Raw genomic sequence first — 23,537 nt, 5'->3', positions numbered from 1 at the left:
AGTTCAGCAGCGCTCCCCGAAGTCCCTGCCGGGCATGCGTTCCGCTGACCCATGGCAGAAGGGGATCGAACCTGTGGGCAATCTGCGTGATTTGCATCACTATAGCTCTCCAGAGGGGCGCAGTCGTCGATCTCGTGACAATCTTCCTTGAAGTGCTCTTGATCGGCCGGTGGGGCCGAAACTTTTTGGGGGAGTTATGCATTCCGGTCCTGGCCGTTGGTCGTCGCCGCGCGCGAGGCATATCGCATTGTCGACAGTCGCGCTGTCGACGGACTGGTGTGAGTCGACGGCGCGTGATGGTTCTCGGCGCATCGGCGACGCCGGTGGTGTTGTCCCCACCCGCGGCGGCGAAGCCGAGCTCGCCGCATGGTCATGATCTGCCGTCGATGACACCGCCCGCGTCGATCAAGCCCCCGACGTGATGCGAGTGCTCCGGTGACCGGAGCGAGTTGTTAAGGCGTTCACTGTATTTGCCTCGATACTGCCGAGTGATCGGCGTAGATCCGTCTATCTATTCGCCCATTGTGGCTAGTGACAGTTGGTGTAATGAAATGACATCTCGATTGTGGCGTCGCGTGTGGTCCAACCCGCGTACGCGGATATGGCTGGGAATCGCGGTTGCGGTGCTGGCGGTGGCCCTGACAGCGCAAACCGTGCACGTCATGGTGGCCTCGAGAGCGGCGGGCAAACACGCGATCGACGCGGCGCGGCACATGCCCCTGATGGCGTCTGCGGCCAGGTCGGCAAAGCTTCCCGCACCCGAGAAGCGGCCCCCGCGGCCTCCCGAGGCCGACTTCGCGCCGTTGAGTGCGAACTTGTCGCGGTCAGGCACACATAGTGGCTACAACCAGCAGACCTCCAAGGAGGTGTCGCGGTCGGAGAAGGCTGTCGAATACGTCAACAAGGACGGGTCGCATTCATTGGTGTTGTCGCAGGCACCGATGAGTGTGGCTGACGGGCAAGGCCATTGGGTGTCGATGGACACCCGAGTCGTGGGAGACAAGTCATCGGCGAAGGCTGCGGCGGCCCGTGACGGCGCGCACACAGAGTTTGCGCAGTTCGCCGACGACCAAGCCCTACTGCAGGTCAGCGACAATGGTGCGCCGGTGACGTTCGCGCTCGAGGGCGCTCGCAAGGTTCCGCGGTCGGTGTCGGGGTCGACGGTCACCTACACCGATGTGCTGCCGGGACAGGATCTGAAATACGAGGTCCAGCCGGGCGCGGTCCAGGAATCGGTGATCCTGAAGTCGCGGACCGAGGTCGGTGATGGCCGGTGGGTGTATGCGATGAAGCTGGGTGCAGGTTCGACGCCGCAGCTTCATGACAACGAGGTCGTCATCACCGACCCCGACGGCAAAGAGATTGCGGCGCTGCCGCCGATCCAGGTGCGAGACTCCGCCGGCGAAGGCGAGAACAACAAGAAGAAAAGGGACGCCCGTACGAGCGGAAAGTATGAACTCGAGCGCGAGGGTGATTCCTGGTCGCTGACGGTGACGGTGGACAAGAGCTGGTTGACCGACAAATCTCGGGTGTTCCCGATCGTGGTCGACCCGACCTACACCTATGGCTTCGGCAATACCGCTGCGACGACGGCGTTTTCGTCCGACGGCGTGACGACATGCCAGAATACGTGCGGGATCGAGGTCGGGAATTCGCTGCCCTCGGGGCAGAACTTGTACTGGCGCTCGGGGTTCCGGTTCGACTTTTCCCCGCTGTACGGCAAGGCGGTGGTCGGTGCCCGGATGGATTTCCAGACGACCGGAACGGCCGCTACTACTGCGGCGACTGCGAACCTGTACCAAGCTACGAGTCCGCTGGGCTATGGTTCGCTCGGTCCGCAGTTGGCGTCCGCGCAGGTCGGTAACGCTGGTTCGATGTGGTCGCCGAACCTGACCTCATATATCGCCGGACGTGTTGCCGCGCAGGACAACAATGCTTGGTTCCTGCTGACGGGCGCGGAAACCGCCGGTGCGCAAACGCTGCAAACCCTGCAGGCCCAGCTGATCGTCGACTACGGCACCGCACCTCCAGCAGCGACCGCGATCGGGCCGGTCGATCAGGCGGTGGTGGGGACCCGGACGCCGACGCTGTCGGTGAACGCGGTCACCAACCCGTCCGGTGATGCCACCTTGTATTGCTTCAAGGTGTCCACCGGTGCCGACGGGCTCTCCGGCGAGACAGTGGATTCGGGCTGTTTGACCACACCGACGTGGACGGTGCCGAACTATGTGCTGCACGACGGCGCGACCTACACCTGGACCGTGCTCACCGCGCTGTCCGGCGGTGTGACCACGACAACACCGCCGTGGGTGAATCACTTCAAAGTCGATGAGCGCCTCGGGGACGGCAAGATTTCACCCACGGACCGGATAGGTCCGGTGACGGTGAACCTGTACAACGGCAACGTCTATGTCGAAGGCGGCGGCCCCACCTTCCATTCCGTCGGCGGGGATTCGGGGATCAAACTCGCCTACAACTCGCTGGCCGGGGCGCCCCGGGGAGTGACAACGTCGTATTTCAACGATCCCACCCATACGGGCACGCCCGCGGCGGTTCCGGTGATGGTGCGCACCGAACCGCAGGTCGACCTGGATGTTTTCGGGTTCGAATCGACTGCGGAAAACGGGTACACGATACCGGGGTTGACGCTGGCTCCGGCGTTGGATCCAGCGTGGTATGTGGTCCGCTATGAAGGATACTTTCAAGCTCCGGTAGCCGGTGATTACCGGTTCGACGGCTCGTACGCCGATGGTATGCGGTTGTGGGTCAACAACTCGCTGGTGATCAACGATCCGCAGGGGACGCGTCCGTCTAGCAATTTCACCACCGTGGGCCCGAAAACCTCGCAGGACATCACCCTGACCGCGGGCCAGCGGATCCCGCTGAAAGTCGAACTGGTACATCACACCTCGGGCACCCAACCGAAGATGGTGTTGTGGGGGCGGGCGGCCACCGGCCCGGACGCCGCGCGCACATTCTCGATGAACCCGCAGATCGTGCCGGCGAACCTGCTGTACGCGCGGGATTCGGCGCCACTGCCGGCCGGCTGGAGCCTGGCGGTACCCGGCGCGAAATACATGTCCGCCACCGTGATGGATGGGTCGGTCGTCCTCACCGAGGACACCGGCGCGGTGCACACCTGGGCGCGGACCTCCGAAGGTGGCTACATTCCCCCGGTCGGTGAGGACGGGGTGCTGGCGTTCGACGCCAACGGCCTGATCACCGAGACCGAGGGCGGGGTGGCCTCGGTATTCAACCCCGACGGCACCCTGAGCACGGTTACCACGGTCGAGGACAGTAAGAAACCCGCGGCGCTGCAATACATTTACAGCGGTTCACCGTCCCGGTTGACCTCGATCAAGGACCCTGTTTCGGGGTTGTCGCACACCCTGTACTACAACACCGACAACAGCAACAGCTGTTACGGCGGCGCGAGTGCACCCTCGGGTGCCGCGCAAGCACCCGAACAAATGTTGTGCCGCATCAAATATTGGGACGGCACCGAAACCCGCCTGTGGTACTCCACGGTGCGCACCCTGGACCGGATCGAGAACCCGGGCGGTGAGATTCGGGACCTCACCTACACCGACGAGGCGAGCTACGTCTCGGCGATCGGAAGCAACTCCGACCCCGTTACGGTGGAGAACTATATTGCCTCCGTCGGACCGCTGTATCAGCTGCGCGACCCGCTGGCCACCGACTGGGAAGCCACCCAATCCTCGTATTCGGGGACCGCTGACCGCACCACGATCCAATACGACCAATTCCAGCGTGCCCCCGATCTACCGACCGCCGCGCCCACGAATATCACCAGCCCCGCACCCGATGGGGTGACCACCAACATCCAGCCGGGGCACCTGTACCTGTACGACCCCACCCACAACTCCGCGACGGTAAAGATCTACCAGGGTCTGGACAAGACATACGCCAGCTACACCTCCACCTACGACTCGGCCGGACGAAGCCTGAACAATACCGACCCCGACGGGCTGGTCACCTCGGCGGAATGGACACCCAAGGACAAGGTATCCGCGACCGTCGATGGTGCGGGCCGCCGCTCGACCGTCGTATACGACCATGCTGACCGGCCGACCGACTCGTATGGTCCCGCTCCCGCCTCGTGTTTCAATGGCCAGACTCCGACCGCGCAGTGCACAGGCACGGTGCCCTCGACCCACGTCGGCTACGACGAGGCACTGACCGGTCTGTCCGCGGCGCTGTACAGCAATCCGGTGCTGTCAGGTATCCCGGCGGTGTGGCAGACCGGTGTCGGCACCGCCGACGGGTCGCTGGCCCAAACCTGGGGCAGCTCACCGCCTGTCGCCAACACCGGTGGCTGGTCCGCCAGGTTCACCGGGGAGATCCAATTCCCCGCGGCAGGCGCCTACGGAGTCGGCTTCACCGCCGTGGACGGCGTGCGGTTGTGGATCGACGATGTGCGTTTGGTGGACAGCTGGTCCGACAAGGCCAGCACCGCGACCGCCGGCAGCTACACCAACACCGTCGCCGGGAGCTGGCATCGCATCCGCGTGGAGTACTACAACCGCAGCGGCACCACCGGTGCGTTGAACTTCACCTGGACCCCACCCGGTACGGGATCGCCGGTCACCGTGCCGGGGCAGTTCCTGCAGCCGCGTTATGGATGGCAGACAAGTCAGACCGACTACGACAGCTCGGGCGGCGCGACAGAACGGGCGGGTACGACCAAGACCGCCACCAGCTACTCCGATCCGGCCAACGGGATCGACCCGGTATACGGCTTGGTGGTCGCCAAGACCTCGGACCCCGGCGGACTGTCGCTGGTACGCCGTAATACCTACGAGACTCCGGGGACCGGGTATCTCCGCAAGACCGCTGGTGCGCTCCCGTCCGGCGATATCACGAATCCGGACAAGCGCAGCACCACCACCTATTACGGCGACGCCGAGACACGGGCGAACCCGTGCGTTTCCGGGGCATCGGCGGTGAATCAAGCCGGACTGCCGAAGATCGTGACCGCCTCGAAAAATGCGGCAGGTCAGTCGAATACAGCTGAATCGGTCTACGACGGCGCGGGACGGGTCGTGGCATCCCGGGTCAACTCCGAACCATGGACATGCACCAGCTACGACGCCCGCGGCCGGACGACACAGCAGGCATTCCCGGCTCAGGGCAACCAACCCGCCCGCACGGTCACGTACAACTATGCCGTCAACGGGGATCCGAGAACCACGGCCGCCAGCGACTCGAGCGGCACCGTCACCACCGTAGTCGACCTTCTCGGACGGCCCGTCTCGTATACCGATGCCAACGGTGTGGTCACGACCACCGGTTACGACCCCGCCAGTCGGGTGACCGGTACAACATCGACGGTCAAGGGTGTTACCAGCACGCTGAACTACACCTGGGACAACGCATCCCGGCTACTCACGCTAGGACTGGATGGAACAACGGTCGCGACCACCGGCTACGACAATGGTGGGCAGGTAGCCAACGTCGCGTACGGCAATGGATCTCGGCTCGATTCCATAGCGCGTAATACGGCCGGCGCGACAACGGGATTGACGTGGAAGACCGCCAGTTCAACCGTCGTCGATTCAGTGACCAGATCCTCACGCGGGCGCATCACCGACGAAAACCTCACCGACACAGCCAATCCCACCGCAACCTTCACAGATTCCTACACCTATGACGGAGTCGGGCGCTTGGCCGCGGCGACGGTCCCGCATCATCAGCTGACCTACCACTTCGACCCCACCGGCGGGTGCGGCCCGAATACAGCGGCGGGCATGGACACCAACCGCACCGGGTTGACCGACGTCAAAGACGGTGCCGCGGCGGTAACCACGGGCTACTGCTACGACAACACCGATCGGCTGCTGTCGACCAACGGCACCAACGCGCTGTCGTTCGCCTACGACGTGTACGGCAATGCGACCGGGGTGGGTACCGACACGTTGGGTTACGACTCAACCCGCCGGCACGTCTCCACTGTGACCGCCTCGGGGACGAACGTCGCCTACACCCGGGATGTGAACGACCGGCTGACCGCCCGGACCGTGCAGGGCGCGCCCACCACGACCGCGAACGGGACGACCCGTTACGGCTACACCGCACCGGCAGCAAACAACCCCGAACTGGTGCTCGATTCCAACGGGAACCTGCAGCAGCGGGTACTGAAGTTGTCCGGTGGTGCGGTGCTCACCAAAACCTATGGGCAGACAGCGACCACGAACTGGTCCTACCCGGACGTGCACGGCAGCATCCTGTTCACCGCCGACGGCGCCGCCGCCCGCACCGGCGCCATGCACCTCTACGACCCCTACGGCCAGGACATCGACCCGGGCACGGGCGCATTCGCGGACATCCCGATCCCCGCCACCATGACCGGCGGTATGGACTTCGGCTGGCTCGGGCAGAACACGCTCCCGATCGAGCACCTCGCCAGCCAGCAGGCCGTCGAGATCGGCGCGCGCACCTATCTGCCGGTCCTGGGCCGGTTCCTGCAGACCGATCCCGTGTCGGGCGGCTCGTCCAACGACTACGACTACGTCAACGCCGACCCGATCAACAACATCGACCTCACCGGCAAGAACCCCCTGGCCGTGATCGCTCCGCTCGTTCCGGAGGTAGGTGAGGCACTCGGAGCAGTACTCGCCCCCGAGATCGTCATCCCAGCGGTCGTACTCGGTGCGGGGATCTACGCTATCGAGAAAGCGAACGACCACAAGAACGACCCACCAGCCACCAGCAAACCCAACACCGCCCAAGCACCCGATAAGGCAGCGCCGGTAAAGGATCCGGCTGATGCGCATCCTGATCCCAATGCCCGGATGCCCTTCCCGAAGCATCTTGTGCCGGAGGGGGAGACACAGGCTAGTTGGGGGAAGTCAGTTTGGGGAAAGGGAGTGGAGGGAGCTCGGGAGGCAATGGGACGGACCGCCGCCGAATGGGAAGCCAGGCACATGACCAAGGAAGGGGCGCAGGAGCTGAAAGAGTTCTATGATAATGAGTACGCGCGAAACCCGAAAAATGACACTGCGGAAGCTAGGTCGGAACTCATGGACGACGCCATTAAGACACTGGGAGGCTAAGTGGTCGATAAGGCTACCTTCGAGGTCGAATTCATAGTTGGCCCTTTCGGGGAGGATGCGATTAGTGTATATTTCGAGCCGACGGGAATGATGTATCGTGTTGAGGCCGGTGAGCATCTTCGTGTAAGGATTTCTGGCCTCAAACCTGGGTATCCCGATTTGCAGATTGGGCAATCGGACCTTGTAATCTGGGGCTGGCCGGAATCAGCGATGCAGGTGTGGGATAAGACGGGATGTGAGCTGGACATCTGAGTCCTGGATCTTTGCGCGCGCTTTGGGATGCCCTGAGGGTGGCTCACTTCTCAGCTTGAGATTTATCCTGCCGATTGCAGCGTCAACCCCGGATGACAGCGAGCAGTTTGTTCCGCGGCAGAGTGTGGATAAACAGATTGGAAGACGGGCATGGTGGATGTCGACTCCCAGCCTAGAACGTTAGAGGCTATTGAGGGAAGTGTGTGGGCAGATCCGCCGCCCGATGCCACCCGGCTGATGGTGACTGTTCACGAACTTCGGCGCAAGCCTCTTGAATCGTTGACCGCTGAGGATCTTCGGATACTGCTTGGTCAAGATGTGGGTACTGCTACGCTGATGCCGTATGCGCTGAATCTGCTGGAAAAGGATCCGCTAGCACATGGGGATTACTACCCGGGAGACCTGCTTGTGACGGTACTGAGGTTGCCGGACGATTACTGGAGTGAGAATCGAGACGTAACAAATCGATTGATACGCTTGACGGCTGGACTGGCTTCGGTTACGGATATCGTTCAACGCTTTCCGGTGGGACATGATATTTGGCGCCACATCGATAGATTGCACATGGTGTAGTTTGGTGTCGTCTGAAGGAAGTTACAGAGGCTGCCCAGAGCAAGATAGGAGGAGACGTACTGAGACTTATTCACGAGAGTCGGTGGAAATACAGTCCGATTGTTGTGGTGATTGTTTCCTCGAAGGTTGCCATTGGGCGTCGGTGGTCGGTGTGCAGGATCCGCCAGGTCTTCAGGTGGGCGATGGCTCGTTCGATCACCGCACGCAGGCGGTTGACCTCGGTGTTGTAGTCGTGGGTCGGATTCGTGCAGGTCGCCACCGATCGGTTTCTTGACCGGGGTGATCATGCCGGATTCTTGGTATCCCTTGTCGGCCAGCATGTTCCGTGGGTCGAGGCGGTCGAGCAGTCCGGAGGCGGCCAGTGCGGCCATGTCGTGGTCACAGCCTGGGACCGAGTCGGAGATCCACACCGGATTCCTGTCGAGGTCGCACAGGACCTGTACGTTCATCCCGGTCGTCTGGTGCTTGCCGGAGAACAGTTCCCGATGCCCGGCCCAGCTCCAGCACGGCAGCAGGGTGCCGTCGAGCACGTAGCTTCCGGCGGGGTCGATCTCGTCGGCGACCGGGATCCACGCGGTGAGAGCGGCTCCGATCAATAGTGTGATCGTGGTGATTGCGCCGCCGAAGCCCTCGCCCGCTCGTCGGAGCCGCACTGGCGTAGTGGATTCCGCTGGCCGGCGAGATCGACCCGGCCGGTAGTTACGTGCTCAACGACACGCGCGATTGAACCGCGGCCTGTTCGGGATCGTTCAGAGCCCTCCCGGGAGTTCAGCGACGCCCGGCCGCGACCTCGGCGGTTAGGCCGATCCCCGCGACGATGCAGGGCGGTATGGACTTCGGCTGGCTCGGGCAGAACACGCTCCCGATCGAGCACCTCGCCAGCCAGCAGGCCGTCGAGATCGGCGCGCGCACCTATCTGCCGGTCCTGGGCCGGTTCCTGCAGACCGATCCCGTGTCGGGCGGCTCGTCCAACGACTACGACTACGTCAACGCCGACCCGATCAACAACATCGACCTCACCGGCAAGAACCCCCTGGCCGTGATCGCTCCGCTCGTTCCGGAGATCGGGGAGGGGCTCGGGGCGGTACTCGCCCCCGAGATCGTCATCCCAGCGGTCGTACTCGGTGCGGGGATTTACGCTATCGAGAAAGCGAACGACCACAAGAACGACTCGCCAGCCACCAGCAAACCCAACACCGCACAAGCACCCGACAAGGCTGCGACTCCCTTCCCCAAAACGGCTGAGGAGCCCGGGCCGAAGTACGATTACCGTGATCGAACCAACAGTAAGTCGTCGACCGAGAATCGCGGCACGTCCATGACAAGGCCAGATTTTGAAGGGGAGCTACGAAATCAGGGTTGGAAGGAAGCGCCAGTAAAAATGGCGACGTGAGCATCTTCACCAAGGAGGGTGAGGGTAAATGGGTCATTCGCGACAAGGCCGACAACTGGAATGGATCGACGGCAGACTATACTCCGGACGGGCAAAAAGGCATTGAACTAAAGACGAGGCTGGGCGATGACGGCAACTAATTCTGGCTCAGTGCGAGGTAGTTGGCTGGATGCGGAACTATCTAAATTTGAGCTGATCAAAATACTTTGAGAAACGGATAAATAGAAGGCTTTGCACTCGCCTTGAGGAATATGAGCGCATTCGCGACCAGATGGATGTGTGTTTTAACGTGGAAAGTAGATTTCCTGACCCCGTTTTTCGGATTGAAGCGTCCAGAACTGTATTTATCGAGTACGAGGTTGGCGACAGTCCACGCTTCTCGCAGGACCTGAGCGACCTGGCCAGGATCCACGGCGACACGCACGTTGATTGCCTGGTTCTGGACCCGGGACGGGGTAGTATCAACGTGCCGGAAGGCTGTGGCGTGTATCCGGCCTTCTCGATGGACGTGAGCGCGTCGGAAGACGAGGTCGATGCGGTGTACACCGAATCTGTTCCTGGCGATGACGAGAGTATTTGGCTGATGGGTGACCTTTCAAATGTTATCGCGTATTCTGGTAGGTCTGCTATGTGGGGATGTTGGGGGCAGCGGAATCTGGGCATCATGGCTATCCGGGGTGCGGATACCAGTGCATTTCAGGGCTGGCGAAAGAGTCTGCGGGTGTCCTCGGGCTCGCTGAACGAGTTTCTGGGTATTGTCGCATTCAATTTCCGCGGTGATATCATCCCTCCTCGGATCTTGGATGATTTAGTGAAAAACTATCCCGAATGAAGGAAGCTCCACCCTGGCCTATACATGGGCACGCCGATCAGAAGCATGCTGCTGATTTTCCTGGGATGACTGCGGATGATCTGGGGAAACACGTTCGAGATGTCATGGAGCATCCGACAATGAGTAAGGATCTCAGCAATAATAGAGCTGCTTACAGTGATGGCAAAACCATCGTTATTCCTTCTCGAACTCGATCACCGCGCCGCCGGTGCTGTCCGCCGCCGTCTTCTCGGGGCCGGTACAGACCCGGCGACAGTCAACCTTCCAAGATCAGATAGATGGCATCAAAAGCAGGGGCAATGGTGGCAACTGAATCCTCTCTATCGTACGACCGTTTGGCAGAGGTGTTCGCCGTACTGGTTGCGCACGCGCGTCAATTGCAGGATGGTGATGCGTTCTCGTTTGACAGTGACTACTTCTGGTCAGTACCTGTGTCGGAGATGAATAATATCTATTCGGGGCCGCCCAATTTGACAATCGGTCAGGTTTCCGAATCGTGGAGCAATCTGGAGTCAATGATCGGCGAAGATCGAGTCGTCTCGTATGGGTTGATCTGGCTTGCGGATGTCCTTCGGGCGATTGGTAAGGAATTATCCGGTTAGTGGTAGGTGCTAACTCTGGGAGACCTAACGAGAACTGGACGCCTGACTATCAGCCTCCGAGTGCGCTTAGCCCTAACGGGGGTCCGCAAACAATATATCCGCAATGTGCATCCTGCCCCAGTCAGCAAGGAGGGATAATGCAGAACTTGGACAATGATCGATATTCCTACCGTTTTAGGCCTCGCGGTTGAAGCGTCTGCTGCGGTCGACGGCGCCGCAGATCTTCAACGGGCGAGTAGGAGCGATTATGGATAGGTACCAATGGATTGAGACTACTGGCGGGCCGCAGATCTTAATTCCGCAGTCTGCCCGTTCGGCTTGGCGCGGAGTTCCTGAAGCATTTGACCCTGATCATCGGGATACTTGGGGGGATTATGGACTCGCATGTTCGGTCTCTACGTATATAGGAATTGTTGAGCACTCGGGCGTTGAGGTTCTCGTCCTTGGTGATATGGCGGCACCTACAACCTATATCCAAGATATGAGGATGTTGGTCAGATGGTATGGGGCGGATTCGGAAAAGGAACTGCTTGCGGCAGCGAATCGGAGTGCATCAAATCGACAATTGGATGAGCAGTTGACGTGGAATGTCGCGGGGCCGGTCGAGTTTTTTAATTCGGCGCTGGATGGTGCAACCGTCAGTGTTAACAGTCGTCTGTCTATCTCACTGGACAGAGGTCGTTACCGCGTTTCGGCAGCATACTTCGATGATGATTGGACTGCGGGGGTCGCTGTCGTTTGTTCTCCAGAGGCTGGTGATGTAATATCTCGGGCAGGCGCAGCGGTTCTATCGCGGTAGCGATTTCCCGGTGGTATTGATTACCTGGCCGTACCGTGACGGAGTTTTTCCGCGGATGGACGGTGCGCGGAATGGGTGACCAGTCGGCAACCGGCACTCTGGAGTGCGCAGGCGTCGATTCTGGAGGTTTGGGTTATGTCGCAACTGATTCTTTGTCGACTGTTGACTCGTTCTCTGGTCTTGTATTCCGAGGCTAGATACTCGATATCGGCGCTGATTGAAGAGCTGGAGTCCCTGCTGGCGAGTGTCCAGGGCAAATCCGCATGGCGCTCCGAGTTGGACAAGCAGTGTGGAACTTTGGAGGAGCTCTACGCGGTTGCCCTGGACCGCGGTGAGTCGCTGGATACTCTTCGGGTTGATCGAAATCCTACGATCCGGACGGCGATCTCGGTAATCAGTCGATTGATTGACCAGATAACTCCTATCGCCGGAATTGAGTCCAATTCTATCGTGACGGATCGGATACTTTCGGGATTCGAAGTGCGAATGGAAAATGGGCAGCTCGGATTTTTGGACAATACTAGAAATCAGCGGTGGGTCGACGGTCATGATCTCGAAGTGGGCGATAGCGTCACAGTTGTTGTCGTTGATGCCGGTCAAGTTCCCGTTAGTGTCAGTGCGCTAATTCTCGATTTGGAGCACGCTCGCGATGCAAGGGAAGAGTCGATCTGAAGAGATGCACCTCATCGATGACTCGCTTCACCTTTGTGGGGCGCGGGCGAGGTTTCCTGGAGCTACCCGGCAGGCGGTGGCCTACCCGTTGGGGGATGCCGCCACGCACCTGCTCGACGGTGGCGCCGACGTGCGCGCGGTGACGGGAGCCGAGCGGTGGCCCGGACGATCGGCCACTGTCGGCAGGAGAGATCGGTGTCACGCACCGGCGAGCCGTTCCCGAAGGCCGGCTGAAGAACGCGGAAAAGCCTGCTCCCGGAGTGTATTCCGGGAGCAGGCTGAGGGTGTGGTTCGGCTACTCCGTGGTCGCGGCGACGCCCAGCCACTGGCCCATCGCCGCCGCGATGGCGGTGGCGTCCGCGTTGTCGGCGGCCCAGGCGACGTAGGCGTCCGGCCGCACCAGCAGGACGGGCTGCTTCGGGTCGGCGGCGTGCACCACGGTGACCCGGTCGGTCGACGGGATCTCGGTCCCCTCCGGCACCACCAGGACGAAGGTGCCGCCGCGCAGCGCCTCGTACAACCGGGCGGGCTCGCCGACCAGTGCCATGTCGTGCACCCGGGTGCCGACGAGTTCGTGCGCGCCCTGCGGGCGGTCGTAGCTGAAGCCGATGCCGCTGATGGTGCGCGCGACCTTGCCGCCCACCGCCGGTATCCCGAGGACGGCGCCGCCGACGACGTTGCGGGCAATGCGACCCGCCGCGGGCCGCACCAGCGCGGCGCGCACGATGGCCCCGCTCGAGCGCAGCACCGCCTTGCCGACCGGGTGCCGCTCGGCCTGATAGCTGTCCAGCAGCGCGTCGGTGCCCCAGCCCTGCACGACGGCGGCCAGCTTCCAGGCCAGGTTCGCCGCGTCCTGAATCCCGGTGTTCATGCCCTGGCCGCCGGCGGGGGAGTGCACGTGCGCGGCGTCGCCCGCCAGGAACACCCGTCCGACGCGGTAGGTCGGCGCCTGCCGCTCGTCGCTGTGGAACCGCGACATCCAGCGCGGGTCGTGCATGCCGAAATCGGTGCCCAGCGCGCGGCGCGTGACCTCGCGAACCTCCTCGAAATCGACCGGCGCCGAATCGGGCTGCGGGTTGGCCCGGTTCCAGGAGAAGATGCGGTAATAGCCGTCGCCGAACGGCGCGACGAAGGCGAAGCAGTCGCCGATCCCGTTGACCGCAAGCACATCCGCCGGAGCGGTCTCCAGCCGGACATCGGCCAGCATGATCGACTCGATCACCGCCTGGCCGGGGAAGGGGACGCCGATCTGCTCGCGCACCCGGCTGCGGTAGCCGTCGGCGCCGGCCAGGTAGGCGGCCCGGATCGTGTGCTCGGCGTCCTCGAACTTCACCACGGCGTCCACGCCGTCGGCGTCCTGCGACAGGCTCAGCAGCTCGGCACCCGGGACGATGGTCGCGCCGAGCTCCAGGGCACGGGCGCGCAGCGCCTTCTCGACGTTGGTCTGCGGGGTGATCAGCAGGTACGGGAACCGGCCGTCGACATAGCGGTCCAGGTGCAATTTCACACTGCCGCCGAAGAATTGGAAGTCCTGCACCTTGGCGCCGAGCTCGATGAGGCCGTCGGCCAGGCCGCGCGCGTCCAGCTCCTCGAGCGTCCGGGCGTGCACCGCGAAGGCCCGCGTCAGTTCCGAACCCTCCGAGTGCTTTTCGATCAGCGTCACCGCGACGCCCGCGCGGGCCAGATCGCCCGCGAGCATCAGGCCGGTGGGACCGCCGCCGACTACCAGAACGTCGGTGCTGGTGGGGATGGTGTGTGCGGCGTTCATGGCTTCCTCCTGAGTCAACATCTGTTGGCCAACGGCCGTTGACCAGTACGTTAGACCTTTCGCGGAGCTGAAGTCAACAGTTGTTGGCCAACAGATGTTGGCAAAAGTTTGGCATTGCTCGGCAAAGCTTTTCGTGGTCTCCGGGCTCTAAACCTGGAGTTGAGCCCTAGGCTCCGCCTGCGTGTCCGAGCGCAAGTCTTGCGCTACAAGGCGGTAGCGTCTATGGCGTGCTCTTCGCGGCACACCTGATGAGGATTGGTCCCGCAGCGCTGAGCGGGGCAGTGCAGGACTTGTAAGGAGCAGCGGATATGACGACAGCCGGTGCGGGCGGACCGCATGAGGGTGCTGCGGCAGACCCGCGATCACCATTTCGATCATCAGGCCAGCGGATAGAGCATGCGGCCCAAACATTATGGGAGGCGAAAGACATCGTGGCGGACGGCACGGAAGTGGGACCGACCGGACGCCCGTTGCGCGACATACCGGACCCGCCGCCGGTGTCCCGCCACGGAGACGCCCTGATCGTTGCCATGTGCAACCAGAAGGGGGGCGTCGGCAAGACCACCTCGACCATCAATCTCGGTGCCGCGCTGGCCGAATACGGCCGCCGGGTGCTGCTGGTGGACCTGGATCCGCAGGGTGCGCTGTCCGCGGGTCTCGGTGTGGCCCATCACGATCTGGACATGACGGTGCACAACCTGCTCGTCGGGGGCCGCGCGACCGTCGACGACGTGTTGATGAACACCAAGGTCGACGGCATGGATCTGCTGCCCAGCAACATCGATCTGTCCGCCGCGGAGATCCAGCTGGTCAACGAGGTCGGCCGCGAGCAGACCCTCGGCCGCGCCTTGGCTCCGCTGCGCGATCGGTACGACTACATCCTCATCGATTGCCAGCCCTCGCTGGGCCTGCTGACGGTGAACGCGCTGGCATGCGCCGACGGCGTGGTCATTCCCATGGAATGTGAATACTTTTCGCTGCGCGGCCTGGCGCTGCTCACCGACACCGTGGACAAGGTGCGGGACCGGCTGAACCAGCGGCTCGAGCTGTACGGCATCGTAGTCACCATGTTCGATGCGCGATTGCTGCATTCGCGGCAGGTCATGGCCCGGGTGGTGGAGGTGTTCGGTGATCTGGTGTACGACACCGTGATCAACCGCACGGTGCGCTTCCCCGACGCCAGCGTGGCGGGTGAGCCGATTACCACTTGGGCGCCGAAATCCGGTGGCGCGGAAGCGTATCGGGCGATGGCACGGGAAGTCATTCACCGGTCGGGCCGGTGACGGAGCAAGACCAGCCGACTGTTTCGGACGTACCAGGATCGCCCGCCTCCGAAGAGGGTGCGGCACCGGACAATCCCGACAGAGCGAACGTATTCCACCTGCGCCTGAACAACTTCGAGGGTCCCTTCGATCTGCTGCTGCAGCTGATCAGCCAGCGCCGCCTCGATGTCACCGAGGTGGCGCTGCACAAGGTCACCGACGAGTTCATCACCTACACCAAGGCCTTGACCGCGACCCTGAACGAGAGCAAGACGCTGCGCGCGGACAAGATCCTCGATCTGACCACCGATTTCCTGGTCGTCGCGGCGACCCTGCTGGACCTCAAGGCGGCGCGGTTGCTGCCCTCGGGCGAGGTCACCGACGCCGACGATCTGGAACTGCTCGATGCGCGTGACCTGCTGTTCGCCCGGCTGCTGCAGTACCGGGCGTTCAAGCAGGTGGCCGAGCTGCTGGGTGAGCTCGAGGCCGCGGCGCTGCGGCGCTACCCGCGGGCGGTCTCGCTGGAGGACCGCTACCTGCGGCTTCTGCCGGAGGTTACGCTGGGTGTCGACGCCACCGGGTTTGCCGATATCGCCGCGGCGGCGTTCCGGCCGCGTCCGGCGCCGAAGGTGGGACTGGACCATCTCCACTCCCATGCGATCTCCGTCGCCGAGCAGGCCGCGCTGGTGCTGGAGATGTTGCGAGCCCGTGGTGCGGGCGGTTGGACGACGTTCCACGAGATCTGCGCCGATTGTGACGTCCCGGTGCAGATCGTCGCCCGTTTCCTGGCGCTGCTGGAGCTGTATCGAGGCAAGACGATCGAATTCGACCAGCCGGACCCGCTCGGGCCGCTGGCGGTGAGCTGGATAGGCGAGTTGGATGCCGCGCAACCCGCGGCGGTGACGATCGAAGAGGATTACGGGTGACGGTGACTGTGGGTTCGGAGGCAACGGGTTCGGAGCCGGTGGGAACCGGGTCCGGGGGTGTCGCGTCTACGGACCACCAGCCGGTGGAGGCAGCACCGACCGGAGCCGAGTCGACGGATCCCGAGTCGGTGTCGGCTGGATCGGCGGGTGCCGAGTCGGCGGGGTCCGTTCTGGTGGGTACAGCTTCGGATGCGGACGACGAGTCGGAGCAGTTCGCGCTGCAGGTCCTCGACGACGACCAATTCCGCGCGGCCCTCGAGGCGATGCTGCTGGTCGTCGATGCACCCGCGCCCGTGGAACTGCTGGCCGCCGCGCTCGGCGATAGCGAACAGCGGGTCGGGCGGGCGCTGCGGGAGATGTCCGCGGAGCTCACTGCCCGGGGTAGTGGTATAGATCTCAGATTCGTCGGCGACGGGTGGCGTTTCTACACTCGCACCGAGTTCGCGCCCTATGTCGAGCGCATGCTGCTGGACGGCGCGCGGTCCAAGCTCACCCGGGCCGCTTTGGAAACTCTGGCTGTTATCGCCTATCGTCAACCGGTTACCCGAGCACGGGTCAGCGCCGTGCGTGGAGTCAATGTCGACGGTGTGATCCGCACCCTGGTGGCGCGCGGACTCATCGCCGAGTCCGGGACCGATCCCGAGACCAACGGCACCCTGTACGTCACCACCGAGCTGTTTCTGGAACGGATCGGACTCGCGTCGCTGGCGGAACTCCCGCCGTTGGCGCCCCTGCTGCCGGGTGTCGACCTGATCGATGAGATCAACGAGAGTCTGGACACCGACCCCCGGTACACCAGACTGAAGAAGCCCGCCGAGTCGGATATCGACCTCGGCGCCGAGGATTGACAGGACACATGGATACACCCGCTCGCCGAGATGGCACACCGGATCGTAGGAAACGCAGTAATGAACCGCCACGCGGAGGCGGTCGAGGGCAGGGCGGCCGCGACGCCGACGGGCGCGGCGGATCGTCGCGGGGTCGTGGGGGGTACGGATCGGACCGTGGGTCCGCTCGCGGGGGGAATGCGGACGATCGTGGGTCGCGCGGTGGCGGTTATTCGCAGGAGCGCGGTTCGGGCCGCGGGGGTTACTCCGACGATCGTGGTCGTGGCGGCTATTCGCAGGACCGGGGCGCCGGTCGGGGCGGTTCGGGTCGCGGCGGCTATTCGGACGATCGCAGCTCGAGCCGCGGCGGTTATGCGCAGGAGCGCGGTTCGGGTCGCGGGGGTAACTCGGATGATCGCGGCTCCAATCGCGGTGGCTACTCCGACCGCGGAAGCCGCGGCGGGTTCTCCCAGGATCGCGGCTCCGGTCGCGGCGGGTATTCGGATGATCGCGGTCGCGGCGGCTACTCCCAGGATCGCGGCGCCGGACGGGGTGGCTATTCCGCGGGGCGTGGTGGCAATTCGCCTGAGCGCGGTGGTTATTCGCAGGACCGGGGCACCAACCGGGGCGGCTACTCTCAGGGCCGCGGTGGCAATTCGCCTGAGCGCGGCGGCTTTTCACAGGACCGCGGCGGTCGCGGTGGGTACTCGAGCGATCGCGGTTTCGCCGGTCGCGGCGGCTCCGAGTCCCGCGGCCGGGCCCCCGAATCCCTGCCCGGCCGTAACGACAGCCGTTCCATCGCGGGCAGGAACACCTCCGGCCGCATCGGCGGCGCGCGTCCGCTGACCCCGCAGGCCGCGCCCAATCGCAAGCCCAAGCCCAAGCCCAAGCCGCAGCCGCAGCGCCGGCAGCCCACGCTGGTGAGCTTCGCCAAGCCCGCCAAGCATCAGCACGTCGAGCACGAGGCCGACGGCCCGAAGAAGCTCCCGTGGGGCGAGGGTGAGCGGCTGCAGAAGGTGCTGGCCAAGGCCGGCGTGGCCTCCCGCCGGGTCGCGGAGGAGCTGATCGAGCAGGGGCGCATCGAGGTCGACGGCGCGATCGTGCGTGAGCAGGGCCTGCGCATCGATCCGGAAACCGCGGTCGTGCGCGTCGACGGCGTGCGCATCGTGGTGCGCGAGGAGCAGGTCTACCTGGCGCTGAACAAGCCCAAGGGCTTCCAGTCGACCATGTCCGACGAATTCAACCGGCCGTGCGTGGGCGATATCGTCGCCGAGCGCGTCATGGCCGGGCAGCGGCTGTTCCACGTCGGGCGCCTGGACGCCGACACCGAGGGCCTGCTGCTGCTCACCAACGACGGCGATCTCGCGCATCGGCTGATGCACCCCTCGTTCCAGGTCTCCAAGACGTATCTGGCGACCGTGGACGGCGAGGTGCAGCGCGATATCGGCAAGCGCCTGCGCAAGGGCGTGGAACTCGACGACGGCCCGGCCTCGGTCGACGACTTCCAGGTGCTCGAGCTCGGTGCCGGGCGTTCCCTGGTGAAGGTGGTGCTGCACGAGGGCCGTAAGCACATCGTGCGGCGGCTGCTGGACGCGGTCGGTCACCCGGTGACCGCTCTGGTGCGCACCCATATCGGCCCGGTCGCACTCGGCGACCAACGACCCGGCACCCTGCGGGTGCTGGGTCGCGACGAAATCGGAAAGCTCTACGAGGCGGTGGAGCTGTGAGGGGCAGCGGACTGGTGAACGGTACCGAGATGATCGAGCTTCCCGCTCTGATGACGAATTCGGAGCCGCTGGTGATCGCGATGGACGGTCCGTCGGGAACGGGCAAGTCCAGTGTGTCGCGACGACTGGCCGCACGGCTGGGCGCGCGGTATCTCGACACCGGGGCGATGTACCGGGTGGCGACGCTGCGCGTGCTGCGCGCCGGCGCCGATCTGAGCGATCCGGCCGCGATCGTGGTGGCGGTCAAGGAACTGCCGCTGACCATCGGCACCGATCCCAGCCACGAGGTGATCGAGCTGGACGGCGAGGACGTCTCGGGCGAGATCCGCGGCGATGCGGTCACCAAGGCAGTCTCCGCGGTGTCCGCGGTGGGCGAGGTGCGCGACCAGCTGGTGGCGTTGCAGCGCGAAATCTCCGCGGCCGCGGGGCGAATCGTGGTCGAGGGCCGCGACATCGGGACGGTCGTGCTGCCCGTCGCGGACGCCAAGATCTATCTGACGGCCTCGGCGCAGGCGCGTGCCTATCGGCGCAACCAGCAGAACATCGCCGAGGGGCGCGGTGACGACTACGAGGCGGTGCTGGCCGACGTGCAGCGCCGCGACAACCTGGACTCCACCCGTGCGGTGTCGCCGCTGCGCCCGGCCGCGGATGCGATCATGGTCGACACCAGCGAGCTGACCCGGGACCAGACCATCGACGAGCTGTACCGGGTTGTGGCACAGCATATTTCGGTGGGAGGCCGGCGATGACCGAGGTATTTCCCGAGGCGGTCGGATACGCCGCCGACGGGGTCTGGAGCGACGAAGCCGATTGGGAGATCGCCGATCTCGAGGGCGATGCGCAGGCGCACGAATACGTCCCGATGCCGACGGTGGCCGTGGTCGGGCGCCCGAACGTCGGCAAATCGACTCTGGTGAACCGCATTCTGGGCCGGCGTGAGGCCGTCGTCGAGGACGTTCCGGGCGTCACCCGCGACCGTATCTCGTACGAGGCCACCTGGTCCGGGCGGCGATTCCTGGTGCAGGACACCGGCGGCTGGGAGCCCGACGCCAAGGGCCTGCAGCAGTCGGTGGCGCGGCAGGCGGAGGTGGCGATGCGCACCGCGGATGCGATCCTGCTGGTCGTCGATGTGACCACGGGCGCGACCGCCACCGACGAGGCGGCGGTGAAGGTGTTGCGGCGCTCCAAGACTCCCGTGATCCTGGTTGCCAACAAGGTCGACGGCGAGAAGCTGGAGGCCGAGGCGGCGTCGCTGTGGTCGCTGGGGCTGGGGGAGCCGCGGCTGGTCAGCGCGGCGCACGGCCGCGGCACGGGCGATCTGCTCGACACGGTGCTCGAGGCGCTGCCGGAGACCCCGCGCGAGGATGTGGCCGCGCCCGGATCGGGCCCGCGCCGGGTCGCGCTGGTCGGCAAGCCCAATGTCGGCAAGTCCAGCCTGCTCAACAAGCTCTCGGGCGACGAGCGTTCGGTGGTGCACGATGTCGCAGGCACCACCGTCGACCCGGTCGATTCGATGGTCGAATTGGGCGGCAAGCCTTGGCGTTTCGTCGATACCGCGGGCCTGCGCCGCAAGGTGGCCAACGCCAGCGGCACCGAGTTCTACGCCTCGCTGCGCACCAAGTCCGCTATCGAGGCGGCCGAGGTCGCGGTGATGCTGATCGACGCCTCGCAGCCGATCACCGAGCAGGATCTGCGGGTGATCAGTATGGTCGCCGAGACCGGGCGGGCGCTGGTGCTGGCCTACAACAAGTGGGACCTGGTCGACGAGGATCGCCGCTATCAGCTCGAGCGCGAGATCGATCGGGAAATGGTGCAGGTGCCGTGGGCGCAGCGGGTCAATATCTCCGCCCACACCGGTCGCGCGGTCCAGAAGCTCGTTCCCGCAATGGAAACCGCGCTCGAGTCCTGGGACAAGCGCATCCCGACCGGCAGGCTGAACACCTGGCTGAAGGAGGTCGTCGCGGCGACCCCGCCGCCGATGCGTGGCGGCCGCCTGCCGCGCGTGCTGTTCGCGACTCAGGCGACCACTCGGCCGCCCACGTTCGTGCTGTTCACCACCGGATTCCTGGAGGCGGGCTATCGCCGCTTCCTGGAGCGCCGGCTGCGTGAGGAGTTCGGATTCGACGGATCGCCGGTGCGCATCTCCGTCCGCGTCCGGGAGAAGCGGGACCGCAAGAAGAAGTAACCGGGTCCGGGCGTTGTGCCCGAACCCATGTCGTGAATCGGCACCCCGCCCAGTGTTCTGGGCGAGGTGCCGGTTTGCTCGATGGGTGGGTTCCGGAGACGGCGTAGTCGACGCTGTTAGGTAGATATGCGAATTGGAACATGTCAGTTCGGAGATTCCGGTGCGGAGATTCCAGTTCGGGAATGCCGGGAGGGGCGAGGCGGTACGGCGGGCTGGGGAAGGCGAGCCGGACAGGGCGGCGATCGTCGTTTTCCGGACAGGGCGGGTCGGGGAGGGGTACGTTCAATCCGCTTGGTGCACAGTCGAATAAGGGGCTCTCATGTGGATTATCGCGGCCATCTCCGCCGTTGCCGCCGTGGTCATCGGTTTTGCGTTCGTGAAGTCGTTCCCGGAGCGGTAAGGGGCCGTGGGGGATCGGGCGGGGTGAACCGGTACGCACGGGTACTCGCCTGGTCCGCAGCGGAACTCGGGATCGGCTGCGGCCGGCTCGGTGGGGTAGCGGCGCCCTAGAGGCTGAACGCGATCGAGCGCAGGATGAGCGCGAGGATGAAGACCAGCGTGAAGGCCAGGTCGATGGACATGCCGCCCGCGCGCACCGGGGGCAGCACCTTGCGCACCGGCGCGATGACCGGTTCGGTGCAGGCGTGGGCGATGCGGCGGCCCTTCACCAGCCATTCGGCACTCGGCGGGCTGCTGAGCATCTGAATCCAGTCGAGCACCATGCGCGCCAGCAGCGCGAGGATGAACAGGCTCAGCGCATATCCGATGACTGCTCCGATGAGAGCCATGGCGAACTCCTTCTTTGTCGCGCGTCTTATCCATATCAACGCCGGGCCCCGGACGAAAGTGTCCGGCGTGCGGTGTTCTCAGGCGACTATCAGATCAGACCGCGGGCCGATCGGACGGGAGCGACGGGCGGTGTGACGGCCTTCTGTGCTACCCGGGTCGAGCGGCTGCTCGCCGGGTAATCCGGTCGCTCACGGGCCGAGGAGTTGGTTCAGCATTTGCTGTGCTTCGAAGAAGAGCAGGAACAGGTGGTAATAGATCGGCAACACCGGAGCATTGTGCCGGTTGTTCGGTTCGAACGTGTGGTGAACCCGCGATTCGGGGACAATGCTGGCGACGAAGGAGATGCCATGGAGACCATCGTGTCCGTGAGCGGCGGGAAGATCCGCGGTCGCACCGAGGCCGGGATCAGTACGTTTCTCGGGATTCCGTATGCGGCCGCGCCCGTGGGCCCCGCGCGATTCGAGCTGCCCGCGCGCGTGCCCGAGTGGGACGGGGTGCGCGATGCGCTCGAGTACGGCCCGACGTGCGTGCAGTCGCCGTATCCCGCGCCGATCCACGCGCTGATCGGTAGCGACGGCATCGCGGGCGAGGAATATCTGAACGTGAACGTCTGGACCCCCGACGCCGGGAGCTCCGGGCTGCCGGTGCTGGTCTGGATTCACGGCGGCGCCTTCGTGCGCGGCTCGAATGCCCGGGAGATCTACGACGGCGCGGCGTTCGCGCGCGACGGGGTCGTGGTCGTATCGATCAACTACCGGCTCGGCATCTCCGGCTTCGCGGCGGTGCCGGGCGCGCCGCTGAACCGCGGGCTGCACGATCAGGTGTTCGCGCTGCGGTGGGTGCAGGAGAACATCGAGGCATTCGGCGGGGATCCGGGCAATGTCACGATCTTCGGCGAGTCCGCAGGTGGTATGAGCGTCGTCTCGCTGGTCGCCTCGGAGGTGACGCGGGGGCTGTTCGGCCGCGCGATCATGCAGAGCGGCAACGGCATTGCCGTCGCGACGGAGCGGGATGCCGGACTGGTCGCCACCGAGGTGGCCCGGCATGCCGGAATCGCCCCGACCGCGACCGCATTCGGCGAGCTCGGCCCGGATCGGCTGCGGGAGGCGCAGAACGCGATGGCGCTGGACCTGATGACCGATCCGGATCCGGCGCGCTGGGGCGCCTCGATCATTCGCAACGGGCTCGGCATCATGAGCCTGTTCCCGGTGCTCGACGGTGAGCTGGTGGCTGCGCTGCCCAGCGATGTGCTTGCCGCCCAACCGGATCGCGCGGTGCCGATGCTCGTCGGATGCACCGCGGAGGAGTTCCGGTTCTTCACCGTGCCCACCGGTCTGGCCGCGGGCATCACAGCGGAGAACCTGCCCGCCGTGCTGACCCGCTACGGCGTGGATCCGGCGGTGGCCCCGGTGTATTCGGCCAATCGGCCCGATGCCTCGGCGGCCGACGTGTTCAACGTGATCATCACCGATGCGGCGTTCCGCGACGACACCATGCGGATCGCCGAATCCGTCGCGGCGGCGGGTAAGCCGGCGCACGTCTACGAATTCGCCTGGCGCTCCGGCATCGAGGGGCTCGGCGCCTGCCACGTGCTCGAGGTTCCGTTCGTCTTCGACCGGCTCGCGGCCGCGCCGACCCTGACCGGCCCGAACCCGCCGCAGTCCCTGGCCGACGAGGTGCACCGGGCCTGGGTGGATTTCGCCACCCACGGCGACCCGGGCTGGGAGCGCTTCACAGCCGGGCGCCGCGCGGTCAAGGTCTTCGACTCCCAGGCTTCGGCGGTGCACGTGGACCCGCGCGCGGATGAGCTCGCGGCGCTGCGTGCCTCGCACGGGGGGCGCTGACGTTCGCATCCGC

Annotated in this window: 18 protein-coding genes and 2 pseudogenes; 17 read left to right on the top strand and 3 right to left on the bottom strand. The window is 64.5% G+C overall.

The window, feature by feature from the left end; all coding sequences use genetic code 11:
• Window positions 1-551 precede the first annotated feature (551 nt).
• The 3 genes from ABH933_RS12945 (at window position 552) to ABH933_RS12935 (ending at window position 7,898) form a co-directional block, all read left to right on the top strand.
• The gene (locus ABH933_RS12945) at window positions 552-7,073 is read left to right on the top strand and encodes a DUF4951 domain-containing protein (RefSeq protein WP_429417678.1); all 6,522 of its coding nucleotides are present in this window, start codon (window positions 552-554) and stop codon (window positions 7,071-7,073) included.
• A complete protein-coding gene (locus tag ABH933_RS12940; RefSeq protein ID WP_429417676.1) occupies window positions 7,074-7,325 on the top strand; it encodes a hypothetical protein in 252 nt (83 codons plus the stop codon).
• Window positions 7,326-7,475: 150 nt separating this feature from the next.
• A complete protein-coding gene (locus tag ABH933_RS12935; protein ID WP_429417673.1) occupies window positions 7,476-7,898 on the top strand; it encodes a contact-dependent growth inhibition system immunity protein in 423 nt (140 codons plus the stop codon).
• Here the strand turns inward: ABH933_RS12935 and ABH933_RS12930 are convergent.
• The gene (locus ABH933_RS12930; RefSeq protein ID WP_429417670.1) at window positions 7,838-8,551 is read right to left on the bottom strand and encodes a transposase family protein; all 714 of its coding nucleotides are present in this window, start codon (window positions 8,549-8,551) and stop codon (window positions 7,838-7,840) included. The two genes, ABH933_RS12935 and ABH933_RS12930, sit on opposite strands and share 61 nt — an antisense overlap.
• 176 nt (window positions 8,552-8,727) lie before the next feature.
• On the opposite strand from ABH933_RS12930, the gene ABH933_RS12925 reads away from it, so the two are divergent.
• From ABH933_RS12925 to ABH933_RS12895, 7 genes and pseudogenes are all read left to right on the top strand, one after another.
• Window positions 8,728-9,291 (top strand): RHS repeat-associated core domain-containing protein, encoded by a 564-nt coding sequence (locus ABH933_RS12925; protein ID WP_429417667.1) that lies wholly within the window; start codon window positions 8,728-8,730, stop codon window positions 9,289-9,291.
• On the top strand, window positions 9,288-9,431 hold the full coding sequence (locus ABH933_RS12920) for a hypothetical protein (RefSeq protein ID WP_429417664.1): 144 nt from the start codon (window positions 9,288-9,290) through the stop codon (window positions 9,429-9,431). The genes ABH933_RS12925 and ABH933_RS12920 overlap by 4 nt, the downstream gene beginning before the upstream one ends.
• Window positions 9,432-9,580: 149 nt before the next feature.
• Window positions 9,581-10,123, top strand: a complete 543-nt coding sequence (locus ABH933_RS12915) for a hypothetical protein (RefSeq protein WP_429417661.1) — start codon at window positions 9,581-9,583, stop codon at window positions 10,121-10,123.
• 278 nt (window positions 10,124-10,401) lie between these two features.
• A complete protein-coding gene (locus tag ABH933_RS12910) occupies window positions 10,402-10,725 on the top strand; it encodes a hypothetical protein (RefSeq protein WP_429417658.1) in 324 nt (107 codons plus the stop codon).
• Between the two features lie 247 nt (window positions 10,726-10,972).
• A complete protein-coding gene (locus ABH933_RS12905) occupies window positions 10,973-11,524 on the top strand; it encodes an Imm21 family immunity protein (RefSeq protein ID WP_429417655.1) in 552 nt (183 codons plus the stop codon).
• Window positions 11,502-11,603, top strand: a pseudogene (locus tag ABH933_RS12900) (hypothetical protein); the annotation flags it as partial. The gene ABH933_RS12905 and the pseudogene ABH933_RS12900, both read left to right, overlap by 23 nt.
• A 56-nt stretch (window positions 11,604-11,659) precedes the next feature.
• Window positions 11,660-12,196: a hypothetical protein gene (locus tag ABH933_RS12895; protein ID WP_429417652.1), complete on the top strand. Its 537-nt coding sequence runs from the start codon at window positions 11,660-11,662 to the stop codon at window positions 12,194-12,196.
• A gap of 295 nt (window positions 12,197-12,491) precedes the next feature.
• Here ABH933_RS12895 and ABH933_RS12890 read toward each other — a convergent pair whose 3' ends face one another.
• A complete protein-coding gene (locus tag ABH933_RS12890) occupies window positions 12,492-13,964 on the bottom strand; it encodes an FAD-dependent monooxygenase (protein WP_429417650.1) in 1,473 nt (490 codons plus the stop codon).
• Between the two features lie 308 nt (window positions 13,965-14,272).
• Between ABH933_RS12890 and ABH933_RS12885 the strand changes: the two genes are divergently transcribed.
• From ABH933_RS12885 to der, 6 genes and pseudogenes are all read left to right on the top strand, one after another.
• Window positions 14,273-15,247, top strand: coding sequence for a ParA family protein (locus ABH933_RS12885; protein WP_215921790.1), 975 nt, complete (start codon window positions 14,273-14,275; stop codon window positions 15,245-15,247).
• Window positions 15,244-16,152 (top strand): segregation and condensation protein A, encoded by a 909-nt coding sequence (locus ABH933_RS12880; RefSeq protein ID WP_429417645.1) that lies wholly within the window; start codon window positions 15,244-15,246, stop codon window positions 16,150-16,152. The genes ABH933_RS12885 and ABH933_RS12880 overlap by 4 nt, the downstream gene beginning before the upstream one ends.
• Before the next feature lie 173 nt (window positions 16,153-16,325).
• The gene (gene scpB, locus ABH933_RS12875; RefSeq protein ID WP_429417642.1) at window positions 16,326-17,000 is read left to right on the top strand and encodes an SMC-Scp complex subunit ScpB; all 675 of its coding nucleotides are present in this window, start codon (window positions 16,326-16,328) and stop codon (window positions 16,998-17,000) included.
• Window positions 17,001-17,629: 629 nt separating this feature from the next.
• Window positions 17,630-18,706: pseudogene (locus ABH933_RS12870) on the top strand (pseudouridine synthase); the annotation flags it as partial.
• A gap of 50 nt (window positions 18,707-18,756) precedes the next feature.
• Window positions 18,757-19,455, top strand: a complete 699-nt coding sequence (cmk, locus tag ABH933_RS12865; RefSeq protein WP_429417815.1) for a (d)CMP kinase — start codon at window positions 18,757-18,759, stop codon at window positions 19,453-19,455.
• Entirely contained in the window at window positions 19,452-20,891 is a 1,440-nt protein-coding gene (der, locus tag ABH933_RS12860; RefSeq protein WP_429417640.1) for a ribosome biogenesis GTPase Der, read from the top strand. The genes cmk and der overlap by 4 nt, the downstream gene beginning before the upstream one ends.
• A 506-nt stretch (window positions 20,892-21,397) precedes the next feature.
• Here der and ABH933_RS12855 read toward each other — a convergent pair.
• Window positions 21,398-21,679 carry a YggT family protein gene (locus tag ABH933_RS12855; RefSeq protein WP_429417637.1) on the bottom strand — a complete coding sequence of 94 codons (282 nt, stop codon included), beginning with the start codon at window positions 21,677-21,679 and terminating at the stop codon, window positions 21,398-21,400.
• A gap of 348 nt (window positions 21,680-22,027) precedes the next feature.
• Here ABH933_RS12855 and ABH933_RS12850 point away from each other — a divergent pair, with 348 nt between their 5' ends.
• On the top strand, window positions 22,028-23,524 hold the full coding sequence (locus ABH933_RS12850; protein ID WP_429417634.1) for a carboxylesterase/lipase family protein: 1,497 nt from the start codon (window positions 22,028-22,030) through the stop codon (window positions 23,522-23,524).
• The last annotated feature ends 13 nt before the right edge of the window (window positions 23,525-23,537 follow it).

It is taken from the genome of Nocardia sp. GP40 (assembly GCF_050434125.1).
GTDB classification, from domain to species: Bacteria; Actinomycetota; Actinomycetes; order Mycobacteriales; family Mycobacteriaceae; genus Nocardia; species Nocardia albiluteola.
This window is presented reverse-complemented; position numbering and strand designations above follow the sequence as displayed.

What these genes read in the sequence shown, in the direction of transcription:
- ABH933_RS12945 (WP_429417678.1), top strand. Translation starts at nt 552, where the DNA reads ATGACATCTCGATTGTGGCGTCGCGTGTGGTCCAACCCGCGTACGCGG.
- ABH933_RS12935 (WP_429417673.1), top strand. Translation starts at nt 7,476, where the DNA reads ATGGTGGATGTCGACTCCCAGCCTAGAACGTTAGAGGCTATTGAGGGA.
- ABH933_RS12925 (WP_429417667.1), top strand. Translation starts at nt 8,728, where the DNA reads ATGGACTTCGGCTGGCTCGGGCAGAACACGCTCCCGATCGAGCACCTC.
- ABH933_RS12910 (WP_429417658.1), top strand. Translation starts at nt 10,402, where the DNA reads ATGGCATCAAAAGCAGGGGCAATGGTGGCAACTGAATCCTCTCTATCG.
- ABH933_RS12905 (WP_429417655.1), top strand. Translation starts at nt 10,973, where the DNA reads ATGGATAGGTACCAATGGATTGAGACTACTGGCGGGCCGCAGATCTTA.
- ABH933_RS12895 (WP_429417652.1), top strand. Translation starts at nt 11,660, where the DNA reads ATGTCGCAACTGATTCTTTGTCGACTGTTGACTCGTTCTCTGGTCTTG.
- ABH933_RS12890 (WP_429417650.1), bottom strand. Translation starts at nt 13,964, where the DNA reads ATGAACGCCGCACACACCATCCCCACCAGCACCGACGTTCTGGTAGTC.
- ABH933_RS12885 (WP_215921790.1), top strand. Translation starts at nt 14,273, where the DNA reads ATGACGACAGCCGGTGCGGGCGGACCGCATGAGGGTGCTGCGGCAGAC.
- cmk (WP_429417815.1), top strand. Translation starts at nt 18,757, where the DNA reads ATGACGAATTCGGAGCCGCTGGTGATCGCGATGGACGGTCCGTCGGGA.
- der (WP_429417640.1), top strand. Translation starts at nt 19,452, where the DNA reads ATGACCGAGGTATTTCCCGAGGCGGTCGGATACGCCGCCGACGGGGTC.
- ABH933_RS12855 (WP_429417637.1), bottom strand. Translation starts at nt 21,679, where the DNA reads ATGGCTCTCATCGGAGCAGTCATCGGATATGCGCTGAGCCTGTTCATC.
- ABH933_RS12850 (WP_429417634.1), top strand. Translation starts at nt 22,028, where the DNA reads ATGGAGACCATCGTGTCCGTGAGCGGCGGGAAGATCCGCGGTCGCACC.